The 16,696-nt window shown below is 54.0% G+C and carries 17 protein-coding genes; 11 read left to right on the top strand and 6 right to left on the bottom strand.

Going from position 1 to position 16,696, the window contains the following annotated elements:
• Positions 1 to 9 precede the first annotated feature (9 nt).
• The 8 genes from E3E30_RS10175 (at position 10) to E3E30_RS11385 (ending at position 10,110) form a co-directional block, all read left to right on the top strand.
• On the top strand, positions 10 to 1,485 hold the full coding sequence (locus E3E30_RS10175) for a sodium/proline symporter (RefSeq protein ID WP_240922691.1): 1,476 nt from the start codon (positions 10 to 12) through the stop codon (positions 1,483 to 1,485).
• A 134-nt stretch (positions 1,486 to 1,619) separates the two neighbouring features.
• Positions 1,620 to 2,996: a CoA-binding protein gene (locus E3E30_RS10170; protein ID WP_167729559.1), complete on the top strand. Its 1,377-nt coding sequence runs from the start codon at positions 1,620 to 1,622 to the stop codon at positions 2,994 to 2,996.
• Positions 2,989 to 3,147 carry a hypothetical protein gene (locus tag E3E30_RS10165; protein ID WP_167729480.1) on the top strand — a complete coding sequence of 53 codons (159 nt, stop codon included), beginning with the start codon at positions 2,989 to 2,991 and terminating at the stop codon, positions 3,145 to 3,147. Before E3E30_RS10170 ends, E3E30_RS10165 begins: the two co-directional genes overlap by 8 nt.
• Entirely contained in the window at positions 3,134 to 3,592 is a 459-nt protein-coding gene (locus E3E30_RS10160; protein ID WP_167729479.1) for a type II toxin-antitoxin system VapC family toxin, read from the top strand. The genes E3E30_RS10165 and E3E30_RS10160 overlap by 14 nt, the downstream gene beginning before the upstream one ends.
• On the top strand, positions 3,592 to 5,538 hold the full coding sequence (gene iorA, locus E3E30_RS10155; protein WP_167729478.1) for an indolepyruvate ferredoxin oxidoreductase subunit alpha: 1,947 nt from the start codon (positions 3,592 to 3,594) through the stop codon (positions 5,536 to 5,538). Before E3E30_RS10160 ends, iorA begins: the two co-directional genes overlap by 1 nt.
• A 5-nt stretch (positions 5,539 to 5,543) precedes the next feature.
• Complete coding sequence (locus E3E30_RS10150) at positions 5,544 to 6,152, top strand: indolepyruvate oxidoreductase subunit beta (protein ID WP_167729558.1); 609 nt, start codon at positions 5,544 to 5,546, stop codon at positions 6,150 to 6,152.
• Positions 6,153 to 6,205: 53 nt separating this feature from the next.
• The gene (locus E3E30_RS10145; RefSeq protein ID WP_167729477.1) at positions 6,206 to 7,825 is read left to right on the top strand and encodes a DUF2357 domain-containing protein; all 1,620 of its coding nucleotides are present in this window, start codon (positions 6,206 to 6,208) and stop codon (positions 7,823 to 7,825) included.
• Positions 7,822 to 10,110, top strand: a complete 2,289-nt coding sequence (locus E3E30_RS11385) for an AAA family ATPase (protein WP_240922690.1) — start codon at positions 7,822 to 7,824, stop codon at positions 10,108 to 10,110. Before E3E30_RS10145 ends, E3E30_RS11385 begins: the two co-directional genes overlap by 4 nt.
• Positions 10,111 to 10,180: 70 nt before the next feature.
• Here the strand turns inward: E3E30_RS11385 and E3E30_RS10135 are convergent, their stop codons facing one another.
• The 3 genes from E3E30_RS10135 to E3E30_RS10125 form a co-directional block, all read right to left on the bottom strand.
• Complete coding sequence (locus E3E30_RS10135; RefSeq protein WP_167729476.1) at positions 10,181 to 11,182, bottom strand: histone deacetylase family protein; 1,002 nt, start codon at positions 11,180 to 11,182, stop codon at positions 10,181 to 10,183.
• A gap of 6 nt (positions 11,183 to 11,188) precedes the next feature.
• Complete coding sequence (locus E3E30_RS10130) at positions 11,189 to 11,761, bottom strand: TATA-box-binding protein (protein WP_042691874.1); 573 nt, start codon at positions 11,759 to 11,761, stop codon at positions 11,189 to 11,191.
• A gap of 102 nt (positions 11,762 to 11,863) precedes the next feature.
• A complete protein-coding gene (locus tag E3E30_RS10125; protein WP_167729475.1) occupies positions 11,864 to 13,567 on the bottom strand; it encodes a DUF505 family protein in 1,704 nt (567 codons plus the stop codon).
• Positions 13,568 to 13,704: 137 nt separating this feature from the next.
• Here E3E30_RS10125 and E3E30_RS10120 point away from each other — a divergent pair, with 137 nt between their 5' ends.
• Positions 13,705 to 14,133 (top strand): DUF356 domain-containing protein, encoded by a 429-nt coding sequence (locus E3E30_RS10120; protein ID WP_167729556.1) that lies wholly within the window; start codon positions 13,705 to 13,707, stop codon positions 14,131 to 14,133.
• Between the two features lie 31 nt (positions 14,134 to 14,164).
• On the opposite strand, the gene E3E30_RS10115 is transcribed toward E3E30_RS10120, so the two are convergent.
• Positions 14,165 to 14,344, bottom strand: a complete 180-nt coding sequence (locus E3E30_RS10115) for a hypothetical protein (protein ID WP_167729423.1) — start codon at positions 14,342 to 14,344, stop codon at positions 14,165 to 14,167.
• A 31-nt stretch (positions 14,345 to 14,375) separates the two neighbouring features.
• Positions 14,376 to 14,909 (bottom strand): multiprotein bridging factor aMBF1, encoded by a 534-nt coding sequence (locus tag E3E30_RS10110; RefSeq protein ID WP_042691882.1) that lies wholly within the window; start codon positions 14,907 to 14,909, stop codon positions 14,376 to 14,378.
• 67 nt (positions 14,910 to 14,976) lie between these two features.
• Here E3E30_RS10110 and E3E30_RS10105 point away from each other — a divergent pair, with 67 nt between their 5' ends.
• Positions 14,977 to 15,474, top strand: a complete 498-nt coding sequence (locus tag E3E30_RS10105; RefSeq protein ID WP_167729555.1) for a GNAT family N-acetyltransferase — start codon at positions 14,977 to 14,979, stop codon at positions 15,472 to 15,474.
• Positions 15,475 to 15,491: 17 nt separating this feature from the next.
• A complete protein-coding gene (locus E3E30_RS10100; protein WP_167729554.1) occupies positions 15,492 to 15,782 on the top strand; it encodes a hypothetical protein in 291 nt (96 codons plus the stop codon).
• Here E3E30_RS10100 and E3E30_RS10095 read toward each other — a convergent pair.
• Entirely contained in the window at positions 15,779 to 16,639 is an 861-nt protein-coding gene (locus E3E30_RS10095; RefSeq protein WP_167729474.1) for a DMT family transporter, read from the bottom strand. The two genes, E3E30_RS10100 and E3E30_RS10095, sit on opposite strands and share 4 nt — an antisense overlap.
• Positions 16,640 to 16,696 lie beyond the last annotated feature (57 nt).

Genomic DNA, 16,696 nt, shown 5'->3' with positions numbered 1-16,696 from the left:
TCAATGAATATGAGAGGTGGTTCAACTATGGAGTCCCAGACTCAAATACTGACCGTTCTCGTTCTGTACCTTTCGTTTCTCGTTGGATTTGGAGTTTACCAGGGCAGAAAAGCCAAGAGCGGAAAGGACTTCGCCATAGCCGGAAGACGTCTTCCCGGATGGGTGGCGGCCCTTTCAGAAAGGGCGACGGGTGAATCCGCGTGGGCCCTCCTCGGCCTGCCAGGACTGGCATACGCTGCCGGTTTATCTGCAATATGGGTCGCTGTGGGCTGTGTGGCAGGAATAGTGACCGCATGGGCCGTCTTCGCTGGAAGGCTCAGGAAGGAAGCCGAAACCTACGACGCCAGAACCTTCGTTGATTACATCGCCAAACGCCACTCGGAGGCCGAGAAGTGGATACGTCTCCTCGGTAGCGTCACGATAGTGTTCTTCTTTTTCTTCTACGTGGGTGCGCAGTTCATCGGCGGCGGAAAGACGCTCAACGTGCTCTTCGGGGTGGACCCCAAGGTCGGCATGCTGATTACCGCGATGATAATCCTGCCCTACACCGTCCTCGGCGGCCTTCAGAGCGTCGCCTACACCGACACCGTTCAGGCCATCGTCATGATACTTACCCTCACTATAGCACCTATTGTTGGAATAATCTACATCGCCAACCACCCCGGCCTCTTCGCGAGCTCCGTCACGGAGGCCCTTAAGCTGGCTGGCCCAAAGTACTCAACAATACTCGGCGGACTCGCGGGGACGTCGGCGCTGATATTCATAATCGCGGAGTTCTCGTGGTTCTTCGGCTACCTCGGAGGAATGCCCCAGCTCAGCATAAGGTTCATGGCAATCAAGGACGAGGAGAACGCCAAGCTCGCAAGGAACGTTGGAATCGGCTGGACGATTCTCGCCTATATCGGAGCGCTCATGATAGGCTGGATTGGAATAGCAATCTTCGGCCCCCAGGGACTCGCTGACAGGGAGAACGTTATGCCCTCTGTCATGCTCAAGCTCTTCCCGCCGGCGATAGCGGCGGTGTTTATAACCGGTGCCATAGCGGCGATGCTCTCAACGGCTGACTCTCTCCTAATCCTGTCCGCAACGGAGCTTTCCGAAAACATTCTCAAGCCATTCCTCGGCGAAACCGACGAGAGAAGAAGCCTCAGAATATCAAGGCTGTCAACGGTTGCCCTCGCCCTCTTGGCCCTCGTCACCGCCTACCTCGTACCAACGAAGCTCATCTACACGATAGTCGGCTACACCTGGGCCGGCATTGGGGATACGTTCTCGGTGATAGTCATACTGACCCTGTTCTGGAAGAGGTTCCACGGAAGGGCCGTGCCGCCGACAATCATCACGGGCCTGCTCTTCACGGTGTTCTGGATTAGCTCCGGGCTGGACGAGAAGGTATCCGCAAGGCTCATGACCTTCATAGTAACTGCGGTAGTGGCAGTGATTGCAACCTACCTCCTCAAACCGAAAGAGCGACCAACCTCCTGAAACCTTTTTCCTTTCATTGACGTCTTTTTTCGAGCATTGTGACCATCCTATGGCCCACAATGCTCGTATCTACCACGATGTAGCTTTTGGGAAAGCTTATATACGATTCCACGGAGATTTTAACGGTGAGGTTCATGAACCTGGACTACTTCTTCAAACCGAAGGGTATAGCCGTCATCGGTGCATCGAACGACCCGATGAAGCTCGGCTACGAAGTTTTCAAGAACCTCAAGAAGTACAAGGAAGGAAAGGTTTACCCCGTCAACGTCAAGGACGAGGTCGTTCAGGGCGTTAAGGCCTACAAGAACGTCAAGGACATCCCCGACGAGGTTGACCTCGCGATAATCGTCGTCCCCAAGCGCTTCGTGAAGCAGGCGATAATAGACTGCGGTGAGAAGGGAGTTAAGGGAGCGGTCATCATAACGGCCGGCTTCGGTGAGACTGGTGAAGAGGGCAAGAAGGAGGAGCGCGAGCTCGTCGAGATTGCCCATAAGTACGGAATGCGCCTGATAGGCCCGAACTGCGTCGGCGTCATGAACACCCACAACGACATGAACGCGACCTTCATAATGGACGCCAAGAAGGGGAGCATAGCCTTCGTGAGCCAGAGTGGAGCTTTGGGAGCTGGAATCGTCTACAAGACCGTCAAGGAGGGAATTGGTTTCTCCAAGTTCATCAGCGTCGGCAACATGGCTGACCTCGACTTCGCGGAGCTCATGGAGTACCTGGCAGACACCGAGGAGGACAGGGCCATAGCCCTCTACATCGAGGGAATCAAGGACGGAAGGAAGTTCATCGAGGTCGCCAAGAGGGTCACCAAAAAGAAGCCCGTCATAGCCCTCAAGGCAGGAAAGAGCGAGAGCGGAGCGAGGGCAGCATCAAGCCACACCGGTTCATTGGCGGGAAGCTGGAAGATTTACGAAGCTGCTTTCAAGCAGAGCGGAGTTCTCATCGCCGAAACAATCGACGACATGCTCAGCATGGCTCGCGCTTTCACCCAGCCGTTGCCGAAAGGCAAGCGCGTCGCGATAATGACCAACGCCGGCGGACCGGGCGTTTTGACGGCCGACCAGATTGACAAGAGGGGCCTTAAACTGGCCGACCTCGAGGAGGAGACGATAGAGGAGCTCCGCTCGTTCCTCCCGCCGATGGCCGCCGTAAAGAACCCCGTTGACATGATAGCTTCCGCGAGGGGCGAGGACTACTACAGAACCGCCAAGGCTCTCCTCCAGGACCCGAACGTCGACATGCTCATAGCGATATGCGTCGTCCCGACCTTCGCGGGAATGACCCCAACGGAGCACGCTGAGGGCGTCATCAGGGCCGTCAAGGAGGTCAACAACGGCAAGCCAGTTCTCGGTCTCTTCATGGCCGGTTACGTCAGCGAGAAGGCGAAGGAGCTCCTTGAAGAGAACGGAATCCCGAGCTACGAGAGGCCGGAGGACGTTGCCGCCGGTGCCTACGCGCTCGTCCAGCAGGCCAGGAACGCCGGGGTTTTGGAGGATGAGTGAGATGGAGGCCATTGAGAAAGTTCAAAAGAGCGAGGTCAAAACGTCTCCTCCAAAGATAAAGGACGTGTACGCCAAGCTCAAGGAGATAATAGGGGAAGTTGAGGAAGACCCTCACAGGCTCATAAAGGAGATGAGAAATGCTCGTGGTTGATACCTCCGTCCTCATAGATGCCATGATTCCAGTCAAAGGGCGAGAGGACAGGGCGGAAGCCGCCCAGAGCGTAATCTCTGTGGCAGAAGAGAAGGGAATACCCCTGTTAATGCCCCGGCTGGGAATTGTGGAAACTATAAGCCTAGTGATGAGGCTCTCAGGAAAAGAAGAGGCGCTTGAGTTAGTGATTGAGTACCTGGACTCAAGGGTTCTCCAAGTTTCAGAGGATTGGATATTCGAGGACGCGAAGGAAATAGCCAAGAAAATTCACCCTCGCGCGGCGGATTCTTACTTTATCGCAACTGCGAAGAAGTTCAACGCCCTCCTTGTGTCCTCGGATAAGGACATGATATCCCGCGCGAGGAAGCTAAACATCCCTGCCTTTTATGTTTTGGACGATTCGGACAGAACTCAGTTATTGGAAACCCTCGGAGGTGTTGTTTGATGGCGAAGGTGACGGACATAGTGCTGTGGGATAAGCCCGGGGAGAGGGTTCTCCTCCTCGGAAACCAGGCAATAGCGCGCGGAGCTTTGGAGGCCAACATAGCGGTTTTCGCGGCTTATCCCGGAACCCCGAGTTCGGAACTGACCGATACGATGGCGATGGTGGCCAAGAAGGCAGGAGTTTACATGGAGTACTCCACCAACGAGAAGGTCGCCTTTGAAACCGCGCTTTCCGCTGCCTGGAGCGGTCTCAGGGCCATGACGGCCATGAAGCACGTCGGACTGAACGTTGCAGCGGATACGTTCCTCAGCGCCGTCGGCATGGGCGTTGAGGGCGGTTTCGTCATAATGGTCGCCGACGACCCGAGCATGTGGAGCAGTCAGAACGAGCAGGACACGAGGGTTTACGCCAAGTTCGCCAACGTGCCCGTTCTCGAGCCGATTTCACCCCACGAGGCCAAGGAGATGACGAAGTACGCCTTTGAGCTCAGCGAGAAGTTCAAGCACTTCGTCATTCTGAGGACGACCACGAGGAGCTCCCACGCGAGGGGCGACGTCGTTCTCGGGGAGCTCCCGGAGGAGATAAAGACCGGCAAGAGGAAGTTCGGAAACTTCAAGAAGAACCCCGAGAGGTTCGTTGACATCCCGGCCCACGCGAGGAAGTTCCACCCGCAGATTCTCGAGAAGATTGAGAAGATTCGCGAGGAGCTCAACAACTGCCCCTTCAACTGGATTGAGGGCGACGAGAACGCGAAGGTCGGTATAATCGCTCCGGGCCTGAGCTACGCCTACGTCAAGGAGGCCCTGGCCTGGCTCGGTGTCGAGAACGTCAAGATACTCAAGCTCGGAACGCCCTTCCCGGTTCCCTACGGCCTGCTTGAGAAGTTCCTCGACGGGCTTGAGAAGGTTCTCATCGTTGAGGAGCTTGAGCCGGTCGTCGAGGAGCAGGTCAAGACCTGGGCCTACGACAAGGGGTTAACGATTCCGATTCACGGCAAGGACCTCGTGCCGAGGGTTTACGAGATGACCACGAGGAGGGCGGTAACGGCCATAGCGAAGTTCCTCGGCCTCGAAACCCCGGTGAACTTCGAGGAGCTCGACCAGAAGTACGAGAAGGTAAAGGGCATGGTCCCGCCGAGGCCGCCGAGCCTCTGTCCGGCCTGTCCGCACAGGAACACCTTCTACGCGATTAGGCGCGCCGCAACTCCGAGGGCAATCTTCCCGAGCGACATAGGCTGTTACACCCTTGGCGTCCTGCCACCGCTCAAGACCGTTGACACAACCGTCGCGATGGGCGGTTCGATTGGAGTTGCCCACGGCCTCAGCATCGCCCTGAACGGTTCCGTTGCCGAGGAAGAGCACAAGACGGGCAAGGAGAAGAAGGTAATCGTTGCCACAATAGGCGACTCAACGTTCTTCCACACCGGACTTCCGGCTTTAGCCAATGCCATCTACAACCGCTCCAACGTCGTCATAGTCGTCCTCGACAACCTCGTTACGGCAATGACCGGTGACCAACCCAACCCGGGAACCGGCGAGACCCCACACGGTCCGGGCAAGCAGATTAAGATTGAAGAGGTCGCGAAGGCCCTCGGTGCCGATTACGTCGCCGTCGTTGACCCCTACGACATAAAGGCCGTCGAGAGGACCATAAAGGAGGCCCTGGCCGTTGAGGGCGTCAGCGTCGTCGTCGCTAGGCGCGTCTGTGCGCTCTACAGAATAGGCCAGCTCAGGCGCGAGGGCAAGCAGTGGCCGCTCTACCAGGTCAACGAGGACAAGTGTACCGGCTGTAAGATTTGTATCAACGCCTACGGCTGTCCGGCAATCTACTGGGACGCCGAGAAGAAGAAGGCCAAGATTGACCCGACGATGTGCTGGGGCTGCGGCGGTTGCGCCCAGGTCTGTCCGTTCGACGCCTTCGAGAAGGTGAGGGAGGGAGAGCTATGAGCGAGATGAGGGAGTACAACATCGTTATCACCGGAGTTGGCGGTCAGGGAATCCTTACCGCGGCGAACCTGCTCGGCTGGGCTGCTTTGAGGGCCGGCTACAAGGTGCGCGTTGGCGAGGTTCACGGCATGAGCCAGCGCTTTGGAAGCGTTATCGCCTACGTCAGGTTTGGAGAGGACGTCTACGGCGCGATGGTTCCAGAGGGCAAGGCCGACGTCATACTGAGCTTCGAGCCGGTCGAAGCCCTCCGTTACATCAACTACCTCAAGAAAGGCGGTCTGGTCTTCACCAACGCGAGGCCGATTCCGCCGGTTCAGGTCTCGATGGGCCTCGCCACCTATCCAAGCCTCGAAGAGATTAGAAAGGTCGTCGAGGAGGACTTTGAGGCCAAGTTCATTGCCTTCGACGCCGAGAAGCTCGCCATGGAGGCCGGCAACATCATAACAACCAACGTCGTCCTCATCGGAGCGCTGACTGAGACACCGGGCTTCCCGCTCTCGGCGGAGCACGTCAGGGAGGTCATAAAAGTCAGCGTGCCGAAGAAGGCCGTTGACGTCAACATGAAGGCCTTCGACTTGGGCGTCAAGGCCGCGAAGGAGATGCTGGGGCTTTGAGGCCCCACAATTTTTATTAATTCTCATTCTGTTAGTAACTCTGGTGTCCCTCGGTGGAGTGCATAGAGGGGAAGGAGATAACATCAACCAAAAGCGGATGCTGGGCGTTTTCAGACGGCGAGCGATGGCATCTCTTTGAGTGGGTTGATTACCTGCTCAAACCTGAAATTGATGCCGATGAAATTCTCGTTGGCAGAATACCGGCGAGGAAATTGAAAAACGGACAGTTCTTGATTTCGTTCAAGAACTTCATCGGGAAAACCGAGATAACGGGTGTTAAAAACGGGGAAATCGTCTTTAACCGTCCCGTGAAGGTTCTTTCGCTCAAATTTTTGAAAATATATCCTAACGTCTCTGCTTCCATAAAAGAACGTGGGATAGCGCTTATCTCGAAAGTCCAAGATTTGTTTGTAGAGAGGCTCGTTGAAGATGTGGTAGAATACTCCCTCTCAATGCCCTTCCAGCTGGAATCGCCAACGGGCTTCGCAGTGGAAGAAAGCGATGAGCCCGTAAACGAGCTCTTTGCTTACCATTACCTCCGCTTAAACAAAACTCGAATCATCGAGGCCTTTGAAACGGTTGTGCACAGAATGAAGCGAGAACTCAGAGTGGAGAAAGAGTGGCTAAGGCCCGACGAGGTCGACGACGTAACCCCAGAAACGCTGATTTCAATCACCGAACACCCGGGATACCTGGCACCGGCTGGAGAGGGCGTTCTTGTGGCAAGATACCTGAACGGCTACGTGCCCACCAAAGTTCTCGGAAGTAGAAAGTACGAGAGCTTTGACACCCCGGAGAACAGGTTTGCAAAGCATTTTCTCGACATTCTCCTCGAGTGGGGTGAGAGGGTAATAAACGCCTTCGAGGACGGGAAAAAGACCGACCTAAAGCCCATTAGGGAGCTCCTTGAAGAGCTTGAGTTCATTCGAAGCGAAGGCGTCTGGGAAGAGATAGGGGACATGACGCTATTCCCATATACCTCACAAACTCTACTGAAGGGCGACGGCTACCGCGACCTGCTTGAGCTTTACCGGGAGTTCACGGCATACTCGCCTTTCTTTGAGGGGCTTCAAAAGGCAATAGATAACAGGGACATGGCGAAGCTCTACGAGTACTGGGCTTTCTTCAGGCTCGTGGAGGAACTTAGCGGAGTCCTTGGGGAGAAGGGCATCCACATCGTTGTCACGCCTGCAGGAGAGTTATCAGAAAGCGGAGACGTTTACGCACAATTCCACAACGGCTGGAGGCTCTACTACAACAAAAGGCTAACCCCGAGAAAGTGGAGCTACTCCGTAACGCTGAGGCCGGACTTTTCACTATTTAATGGCGACCCCTCAAAGAAGGGCACGGAAATTATAGGCGTTTTCGACGCCAAGTTCAAGCTCGACGTTGTTGATAGAACCGAAGAAGTTGAGAACTTGGACGAGCTGGACGAGGCCGCGGAGAGAACCGGAAACTACGAGACCTGGGCAAAGCTGGAGGACATTTACAAGATGCACACATACAGGGACGCGTTAGGATGCATGTTCGCGGTGGTGCTATACCCGGGAAGGAGGAGTGTGTTTTTTGATGTTCACCATAGAAAAACCAGAGATTTTGAAATAAAATCAATCTCAATTGAAATCCCCACCGGAATCGGATACTTGAGTTTTATTCCGGAGGTGGCAAAATGATTAACGAAAAAACTCTTAGGGGTTTGATAAGATTATACTGCCTGCATCTCGACATTGAAAAAAAGAATTTAGACTGGCTGAATAGCAGTCCAAGGGAATTTAAAGAATTGATAGAACAGGCAGGGAGGAATAAAGACCACAACCTGCTTAAGAAGGCATTCAGTCTTCTGTATTCTGGCAGAAACCTTCAGAGATTTCACCTTCGAGATAAAGAACGACTAGATGTAATCATGGAGAAGTTTGTATCAGTTCTCATTTCAACATCACCTGAGGACATTAGAAAGAACATTGACAAAATTTTAGAAGCATGGCAAGAAGAAATTGATGGACTAGGGAAAGGGTCACTGACAGAAGCATTAGCTTTTTATTACCCAGAATACTTTGCTCCTTGGAACAACACAACAAAGTGGTACTTCGAGTTATTTGGCTGGGGACGACCAAAGAAATACTCAGAGGTATTGAAGAGATTGGAATTGCTCAGGGACATTATGTTTCAAATTTGTGGGAAAAAAGTAACTCTTCTAGAAGCTGACCATTTTGGCTGGTGGCTCAGAGACAGAAGGATATTCATACAGACGTTTAAATCCCAGCCCTCAAAGAATTATAGGCAAACAGTGAACCAAGAAGTAGACATAAAAGTCATCAAAGAGTGTTTTAGTGATAGAGAGCAGGAGCTCTACAATGCAGGATTCACGAGAGCATGGGGGAGAAAAGCTAATGAAAAAGTCCCCAGCATTGGTGACATCGTTCTCTTTGGAATTAGAAAAGAGAAAAAGTTATTGAGTCTGCACGCTTCTTCATGGGCGGTTATCTGTGACAAATTTGACTCCGAGTATTGGGGCAAAACTGGAAGATATAGAAAGGTCTTTCTTCTGAAACCTATCCCAGCTGAAGGCATCACTGGGTTAGATGCTCTCATTAAAGAGAACAGCGAATGGTATTCAGTATCCATGTTTAGTAACCTGCTGGAACTTAGAACAACGGAGAAACTTCTTGAGCTGCTGGGGGAAGTGGGAAATAGTATGATTACAAGTACTTCACAATATCGCCTCAAGGAGGAGCACAAAAAAGATGCGAACTTCACGGGATATCTTTTCAAAAGAGGCTACCTCTACCCACCCTATCTCGTTTCCCAGTTCTATACAGCGCTCAAAACCAAGGGCTTTGTAATTCTTTCTGGCCTGACAGGAACCGGAAAGACCAAGATAGCCCAAGAACTTGCACAACTCATTGACCCCACCAAAGAGAACCTCCTGTTCCTCCCCGTCCGCCCGGACTGGAGGGACTCAAAGGCACTGCTCGGTTATTACAATCCCCTAACCGGAGAATATCAGAGAACACAACTGCTTGATTTCATTTTAAAAGCCATCGAGGACTACGATAAAAACCGTGAGAACGCCATGCCCTACTTCGTTATTCTCGACGAGATGAACCTTGCCCACGTCGAGTACTACTTCGCCGACTTCCTCAGCGTCCTTGAGAGCGGGAGAGACGAGAATGGATTCACAAGGGAACCCATACCGCTCCACGAGGTTGAGAAGGTTGAAAAAGAAGGGGAGATTCCAAGGGAACTCAAACTCCCGCCAAACCTTTACATCATTGGAACCGTGAACATGGACGAGACCACTTACTCCTTCAGTCCAAAGGTTCTTGACAGAGCTTTTGTTGTGGAGTTCCACGACGTTGACCTCGAAAACTACCCGCCACAGGACTCGGAGTCAGAGCCATCACCCGAAACAATCAAAGCCCTTAGAGACTCCATCCTAACCGACCTTCGCGGCGAAGAGAACAAATTCCTCGCTCGTTCAAAGGAGGAGATGAATAACGCCGTTAGAACGCTAAAGAACAATAAAGAAGAGAATAAAGATTACTGGAAAGTTCTCATTGAACTGAACAACGCCCTTGAACCCTACGATATGCACTTCGGCTATCGCGTCGTTGACGAGATTGCGCTGTTTTTCCAGAGCGCCAAGGAGAGCCAGGACAAAGGCATCGTGGAATTCAGGGACGATGACGAAATCTTCGACCTCGCACTCCTGATGAAAGTCCTCCCCAAGTTCCACGGGAACAGGAAGAAGCTCGAAGAGCCTTTGAAAGCCATCTTAAAGCTGTGCCTCTCAGAGAACGCGAAAACTAGAGTTCAAGACCTTGGAAGGGAAGCTGTTCTAAGCATGCTCAAAAACTGGGAAAAGGAGAAAGAAAACTTCCGCTTCAAACACACGGCCAGGAAAGTTCTCCGCATGCTCCGCCAGCTGTACGAGATAGGCTTCGCGAGCTTCAGCTGATTCCTTTTTCTTTTCTTCCCAGCGGCGTAAATCAACTTACCCCCGGGTAAGCCACTTACCCTCCCCTGAGTCAGAACTCCCACCACTCCGACTGTATCTCCTTCACCCTCGCCACCGTTCTCAGGGCCTCATACGATGGACTGACCGGAACCTCGCGGATTTCCCCGCTGAGATAGCCCCTGATAAAGGCAGGCAAACCTTTGTCAAGGCCGACCGAGTAGCCACCCTCAAAAATCACCGCGAGCGGATAGCGCGAGAGCGTTGAGCCCGCGTAGGCGAAGAAGAGTTCACTAAGGCGAAGCGTCGTCAGGTTCTCGCCGAGGAATCCGTCAAATCCAGCAGAGACGACCACGAGCTTCGGCCTGAACTGGGCCAAGACCGGGAGAACAATCTCGTTCCAAGCGTAGATGAAGTCGTCATCTCCAGAGTAGTGGGGCATCGGCAGGTTGATTTTCGTCCCCTCTGCATTCTTCCCGCCGACGTCGTGCTCGTAGCCGCTCCAGGGGTAGATGTCCCTCTCGTGAAGGTCTATATGCACCGCGTTGGGGTCGTTCCAGAGTATCTCCTGCGTCCCGTTGCCGTGATGGGCGTCAAAGTCTATGACCAGAACCTTTCCAGCGAGCTCCTCGGCCGATTTTGTCGCATAGGCCGCGTTGTTGAAGATGCAGAAGCCGAGCGTTGAGGCGTTGAAGGCCCTTCCGGCCTTTCCGGCGTGGTGGCCAGGTGGCCTGACGAGGGCAAGGTGGAGGCCTCCGAACTTCAGGGCCAGCTCGACGGCGAGCCTTGAAGCTCCGAAGGCGAGGAGCGAGGCCTCCCACGTGCCGGGGGAGACGTAGGTGTCCGGGTCGAGGTACGAGAAGGTTCTGCTGCTCTCGCGGACGAGCTCAACGTAGTCCCTTGAGTGGACCTTCAGGAGTTCTTCCTCCGGAACGGGAACCGGCTCGATGGGCTTCCACAGGTTCAACCGCTGGAGGGCCTTTACTGCCCTCAACAACCGGTCTGGGTTTTCAGGGTGATAGTTCTCGGGTCTGTGCTCAAGAAAAACGGGAGAATAGATAACGGAGAAGGCCAAGCCCCCTCACCACTCCTCCTCTTCCTCGATTAGACCGTACTTCTCAAGCTCGCGGAGGAGCTTCCTAACGGCCTCCCAGGCGTCGTGCTCGCTTTTGGCTCCAGAGCAGACGATTTTACCGGAGGAGAAGAGCAGTATGACAGCCCTCGGCTCCTTCACACGGTAGATGACGCCTGGGAACTGCTCCGGTTCATACTCACAGTTGGGCAGGCTCAAAGCGACTGCGTCGAGGTTGAACTCCATGCCGATGTCACCGCTGAAGACCATGTTCTGTATGTCAATCTGGGGAGCGCGGTGGAACTTGGCGCCGATTTTCTTGAGCATCTGGATGAGCTTGTTGACGGCCCTCTCGATGTCCTCGACGCTTTTAGCACCTGTAACAACGAGCTTCCCGGAACTGAATATAAGCAGGGCAACCTTTGGCTCATCGAAGCGACAGATGATTCCGGGGAACTCCTCCGGGTTGTACTTCGAGTTGGGGCATATTTCAATAACCTTCTCAAGGTTCAGCTCCGTAAAGAGGTCAACAGAAGCGACGATGTTCTCAATCCTGAGCTTTACATTGCTCATGTCCACCAAGGTTTACACCTCCGGATGGTGGGTTTAAAAACCCCTTTATAAATGAGGGCCGTCGCTTTTTAAAGCTTTATGCTCAAAAGGGAACATCGAAGAAGAAAAAGTTCAAAGGTAGGCCTCAACGAGGACCTTTCCAGCTTCGGTCAGGCTCTTGCTTCCGAGGAAGCCGAGCTGGCGGAGCATCGTTAAAGCTTTCTTTATCTCGTCGTCGCTGAGGCTGAGGTGCTTCCTGATGACGTCCACTTCCTCCATCTTGTAGCCCTTGACCTCGCCCTTCTCCTTCCAGATTCTGTTGAAGGTCTCGATGTTGTCGTAGATTACCTTAAGCACGTTGTAGAGGGTCGGCGTGACGCTGAACTTGACCTTGACTATCTCCTGGAGCTTGGCGTTCTCGAGGGCGGTCTTAACCTTATCTCCGAGTTCGGTCAGTTTGACCATGCCGTTCTGGAGCTCAACGACGAAGCCCTTCGCTTCCGCCTCGCCGATTGCCCTGATGATTTCCTTCTCGTCTCCGCCAACGTAGTCCTTGACCAGCTCAACCAGCTCATCCCTGTGGATGTACTTCTTCCTCGGGGTCTTGGCGAGTATAGCGGCGTCGTATCTTGTGAGGAACGGCTTCCTCTTTATGCTCCTGCTGAGCTTGAGGTAGAACCTGCCCTTGTCGGTGACGCCGGCCTTGACAACGCCCTCCTCCTGGGCCCTGATGACCCACTCGGCTATTGGCACGTCACCGCTCTCGGCGTAGGTTACCGCCTTCATGGCATCGGGACTGACGGTTCCGAAGTTTATGGCCTCTTTACCCCACTCGGTGAGCCAGTAGGTGTCTCTGTTCTTGACGAGCCTCCTCTCAACCAGCTCCTTGCTCTCGAGGAGGTGCAGTATGGCTCCAAGGTCCTCGACCTCAACGCGTTTGGCTATTTCCTTCTCGGTGGGCAGTATATCTGGGTTGGTCTCGTACTTCTCCTCAATCTCCTTGATGGCCCTGAGGACTGCAAGCTCATCGTCGAGCAGGTAAATCGGGAGAACCTTCTCCTCAACCCTGCCCATCGCCTCGTAGGTCTCCATCACGGCCTTTCCGAACTCTGTGGTTCCCTTCTCGTCGGTGAGCCCCATGCTCTCAAGCTCGGCGTTGCTCCTTCCGGCCTTCAGGGCCTCAAAGTCCTCCTTCCTGAGGACTATCGCCCTCGCAAATACCGGAATCATGCTGACGGCTTTGAGGGCGAGCTTCGCCGCGGGAGTGGTTGCGAAGGCCCTTCCATTCTCGGTCGGCGGTGAAATCAGGAGCAAACGCATGGCCTGAAGGGCGTTCACGATGTTGTCGCCGTAGAGCTTGGAGTTCTTGTAGGTTACAAGTTCATCGAGGGTTCCGATTTTCGGCATTCCCCTGAGGAACGAGACTATCTCCGGGGTCAGGTAAACGACGGGGTGGGTCTCGCGGTAAAGCGCAAGAAGCGCCTTTCCGAACTCGGTGAGGCCGTTCTCATCGGCGAGCTTCCTCTCCTTCAGCTTCTCGAGCCAGCTCTCGGGGACCTTTCCGGTCTCCTCGAGGAGCTCAAGCATCTTCATTATTTCGGTATCGGCTATGAGGTCGGGAAGCTCGTCGAGGTTCAGGGAGTCGCTTATCTCGAGGAGCTTCCTTCCGGCATCGGTAAGCTTAATCTTTCCACCATCAAGCTCGGCAAACCCGATAATGTAGAGCTCGATTGCCCTTATCTGGAACTCCTCCGGCAGTTTGGCCTCAATCTCGGCCTGGCTCTCGGTCTTCTTCATTTCCCTGAGTATCTCAAGGTGCCTCTTCTTCAGATACATGTTATCACCCCCCCACTTCCGTTTTGATGCTTAAAAAGCCTCCGACATTTTTAGAAACGCAAAGTTTTTAAAACTTTCGGTAACTAAAATCGGCGAAGGTTTAAAAGACAACCGGTTGAGTGAGGGGTGGTGAGAACATGAGAAACACGATTGTCTTAGTTAGAACCGACAACTTTCAGAAGGCGAGCGTCGCGTTGGCCGACCTCGTGAGATACGGGGGCATGAGGATTCGCGGTGACCCGAGGATAATCCCGCCGGCACTTTCGGACTGGGCTTTCGAAAAGATAAGTGGCGAGAAGCCGAGAAAGCGCTTTAAGGCCCACGTCGTTGCCCAGATTGACCTTCCGCCGAGGAAGGCCATAGGAAGGCTGATGGACATTCACCCCCCGGCCCATATCCTTGTAATCCCGCCGGATTCAGAGGTCTGGGAGGAGTTAATGCGCCTCTGGGGAAGCTTTGAGAAGCTCCGCGGCTTCCACCCCCCGAAGAGGACGAAGGCCGAAGAAGCCCGGCGGAAGGCCGAGAAGAGGAGAGAGAAGGAAGAGTGGGAGTTCGAGGAGGTTTAGGGAAGGACGTTAGTCCTTCTTTCTCCCCAAATCACTGGAGGTACCAGTCTTCTTCATTGACATCCCCCTTGAACTTGCCAAGGTACTTGGAAAGAACAGCTCTGCTCAGCCCTTTCCCCATCTCCCGCTCAAGTATAATTTTTATCTTCCGTTCAATGAGGCGCTCCATTCCAGAGGGCACCTTCACAACTATCTCGCCCACTGAAACCACCAAAGTAAATAGAACTAAAGGAATTTAAACTTCACTTCTTCCTCTTCCGTATCCTGATGTTGGCGATGTCGCCGAGGGTTGGCTCGTAGTCCTTTGGAATAGTCTTCTTCTCCTTTACCTCCTCCTCGACGCGCTCGATGAGCGTAATCTTGAAGTAGCGTTCGAGCTTTTTGGCTTCCTTGATGGTTGGCTCGCGGTAGCCGTGCGCTATGGCCCTCAAATCGTTCACCGAAAGCCCAATCTCGTGGGACAGCTCCTCGTAGCTTTTACCGCTCCTCTGTATAGCTTTGTAAACCCTCTCGGCGAAGTCCTCAACGATTTCCTCGGTGTAGAGCGGTCTCTCGCGGTAGGGCTTCGGTTCCCTCTTCGGCCTCGGAGCTGAGACGGGCCTTCTCCTCGGCTCCCTTCCAGTGGGCATTATGCTGAAGCCGGACTTCTTTCGGCCGTACTTCTCGTAACAGCGGTCGCAGACGAGAACCTCGGCACCTTCGAGCCTTATCCTGTGGCCCGGGCCCCTAATGGGCGCACCACAAATCTCGCAGTAGCGTGGCTTGGCCTTGCTCATAGCTACCACCTTCTCTACCGCTCAAAGCTCGGAGTCAGGCTTTTTAAACCCGACGATGAGGGTATCAATGATGACGGAAGTGAAGATAGAGAAACTCCAAAAGCTCGACCAGGAAACGCTTGAGAGGCTGATAGAGATTTACATGAACGCCTACGAGGGAATGCGAGAGTACGGCGGGGAGGGCGAGAGCTACGCGAAGCGCTACCTGCGGTGGTGCTGGAGCAAGGCCAAGGACGGCTTCTTCGTTGCAAAAATCGGCGACGAGATAGTCGGCTTCATCGTCTGCGACGACAACTGGTACAGCAAGTACGAAGGGGAAACCGTGGGGGCAATCCACGAATTCGCCGTGGACAGGAGGTATCAGGGGCATGGAATAGGGCGGAAGCTCATGGAGAAGTGCCTCGAGTACCTGAAGGGAAAAAGGATAGAGCTCTGGGTCGGCGAAAAGAACGAGCGGGCAAAGAGGTTTTACGAGGAGTACGGTTTCAGAGAGGCTGGAAAGCATGGTATCTGGGTGAGGATGGTTAAGCCTGCCGAAAAGGTGATAAGCGCGGACGAGAAGTAGCTTCATTGGTGGTTGCAATGCCCTGCATTCAGCCTCCAAGCCCGGACAAGGTGAGGAACATGAAAGAGGAGAGCTTCATAAGGGAAGGAAAGGGAAAGCTCAAGGTCACGATAGAGGGGAGCGAGACCCTCGAAACTACGATGAGCGGAAGGCTGAAGAGCGTCGAGGAAGTTGCCGAGATGCTCGGCGTCGAAGCGAAGGACGGGAAGATAGAGGCAGTGGTTGACGGAGTGAAGGTCAGGATGGAGAAGGGGAAGCTCGAGCTTGAGTTCGAGAGCGGGGACAGGATGAGAATTGAGAGGGCTTAGGCGTAGAGGCCTATCAGAAGAACACCCAGGGTCGCCAGGACGAGGGCAAGGGCAAGCCGCCCCGTGAACCTCTCTTTTAGGAAGAGCACCGCCATTATTGACGCCATTATGGGGCTCGACTCAGTTACCGGGGTCGCGATGCTTGAGCCAGCAAACTTCAGGGCCAAGGCGAAGAAGTACTGGCCGAGTATCGTGCCCAGGAGCGTTATGATAAACACCAGCCCCCAGCCACGCGCGTTTAGCTTTCTAACGTCGTCTCCTATTCTTGGAAGGAAGGCAAGCGACGCCAAAGCGCCGAAGCCTATTCTCAGGCCGATGACCGCGAAGGCGCTCTCACCCACCACGAGCCAGTCCGTCACGATTACGGCGAAGGTCCAGAGGAGCTGGGCCGAGAAGACGTAGGCGAGGCCCTTCCAGTTTATCCCACCGCCACGTGAGCCCTCGGAAGCGATTACGAGAACCGCCATCACTATGAAGAACGCGCCGAGGAGGAGGCCCAGCGTGAGGGGTCTGCCGAGGGTGTAGTGGGCCACGAACATCGTTATTATCGGATGGGCCGTCACGAGGATTGCCGCCCGCGACACACCGAGGAGGTTCATACCCTCGAGGAAGAACCAGTCGGCGAGCGTGAAACCGAGAACTCCAGAAACCGCGAGGATGCCCCATTGAAGGGCCGAGAAGCCCGGGACGCCGATATAAAGAACGAGGGGAACGTAGAAGAGTGCGCTGAGGAGCAGTCTGATAACGTTAAGCGAGAGGGGGTTGACTTCTCTCATCGAGACCTTTGAGAGCACCGATGCTAGGGCCCAGACGAAGGCCGCCGAAAGCGCCAGTATCACTCCAAGTGTTACGTTCATGGTATAGGAAAGGTACACTCAGGTTATAAGCCTAACGCTTCGAGGGGGATAGAAAAG

It is taken from the genome of Thermococcus sp. 9N3, assembly GCF_012027685.1.
In the GTDB taxonomy this organism is placed as follows: Archaea; Methanobacteriota_B; Thermococci; order Thermococcales; family Thermococcaceae; genus Thermococcus; species Thermococcus nautili.
The sequence above is the reverse complement of the archived record's forward strand: the minus strand, read 5'-3'. Positions and strand labels throughout refer to the sequence as shown.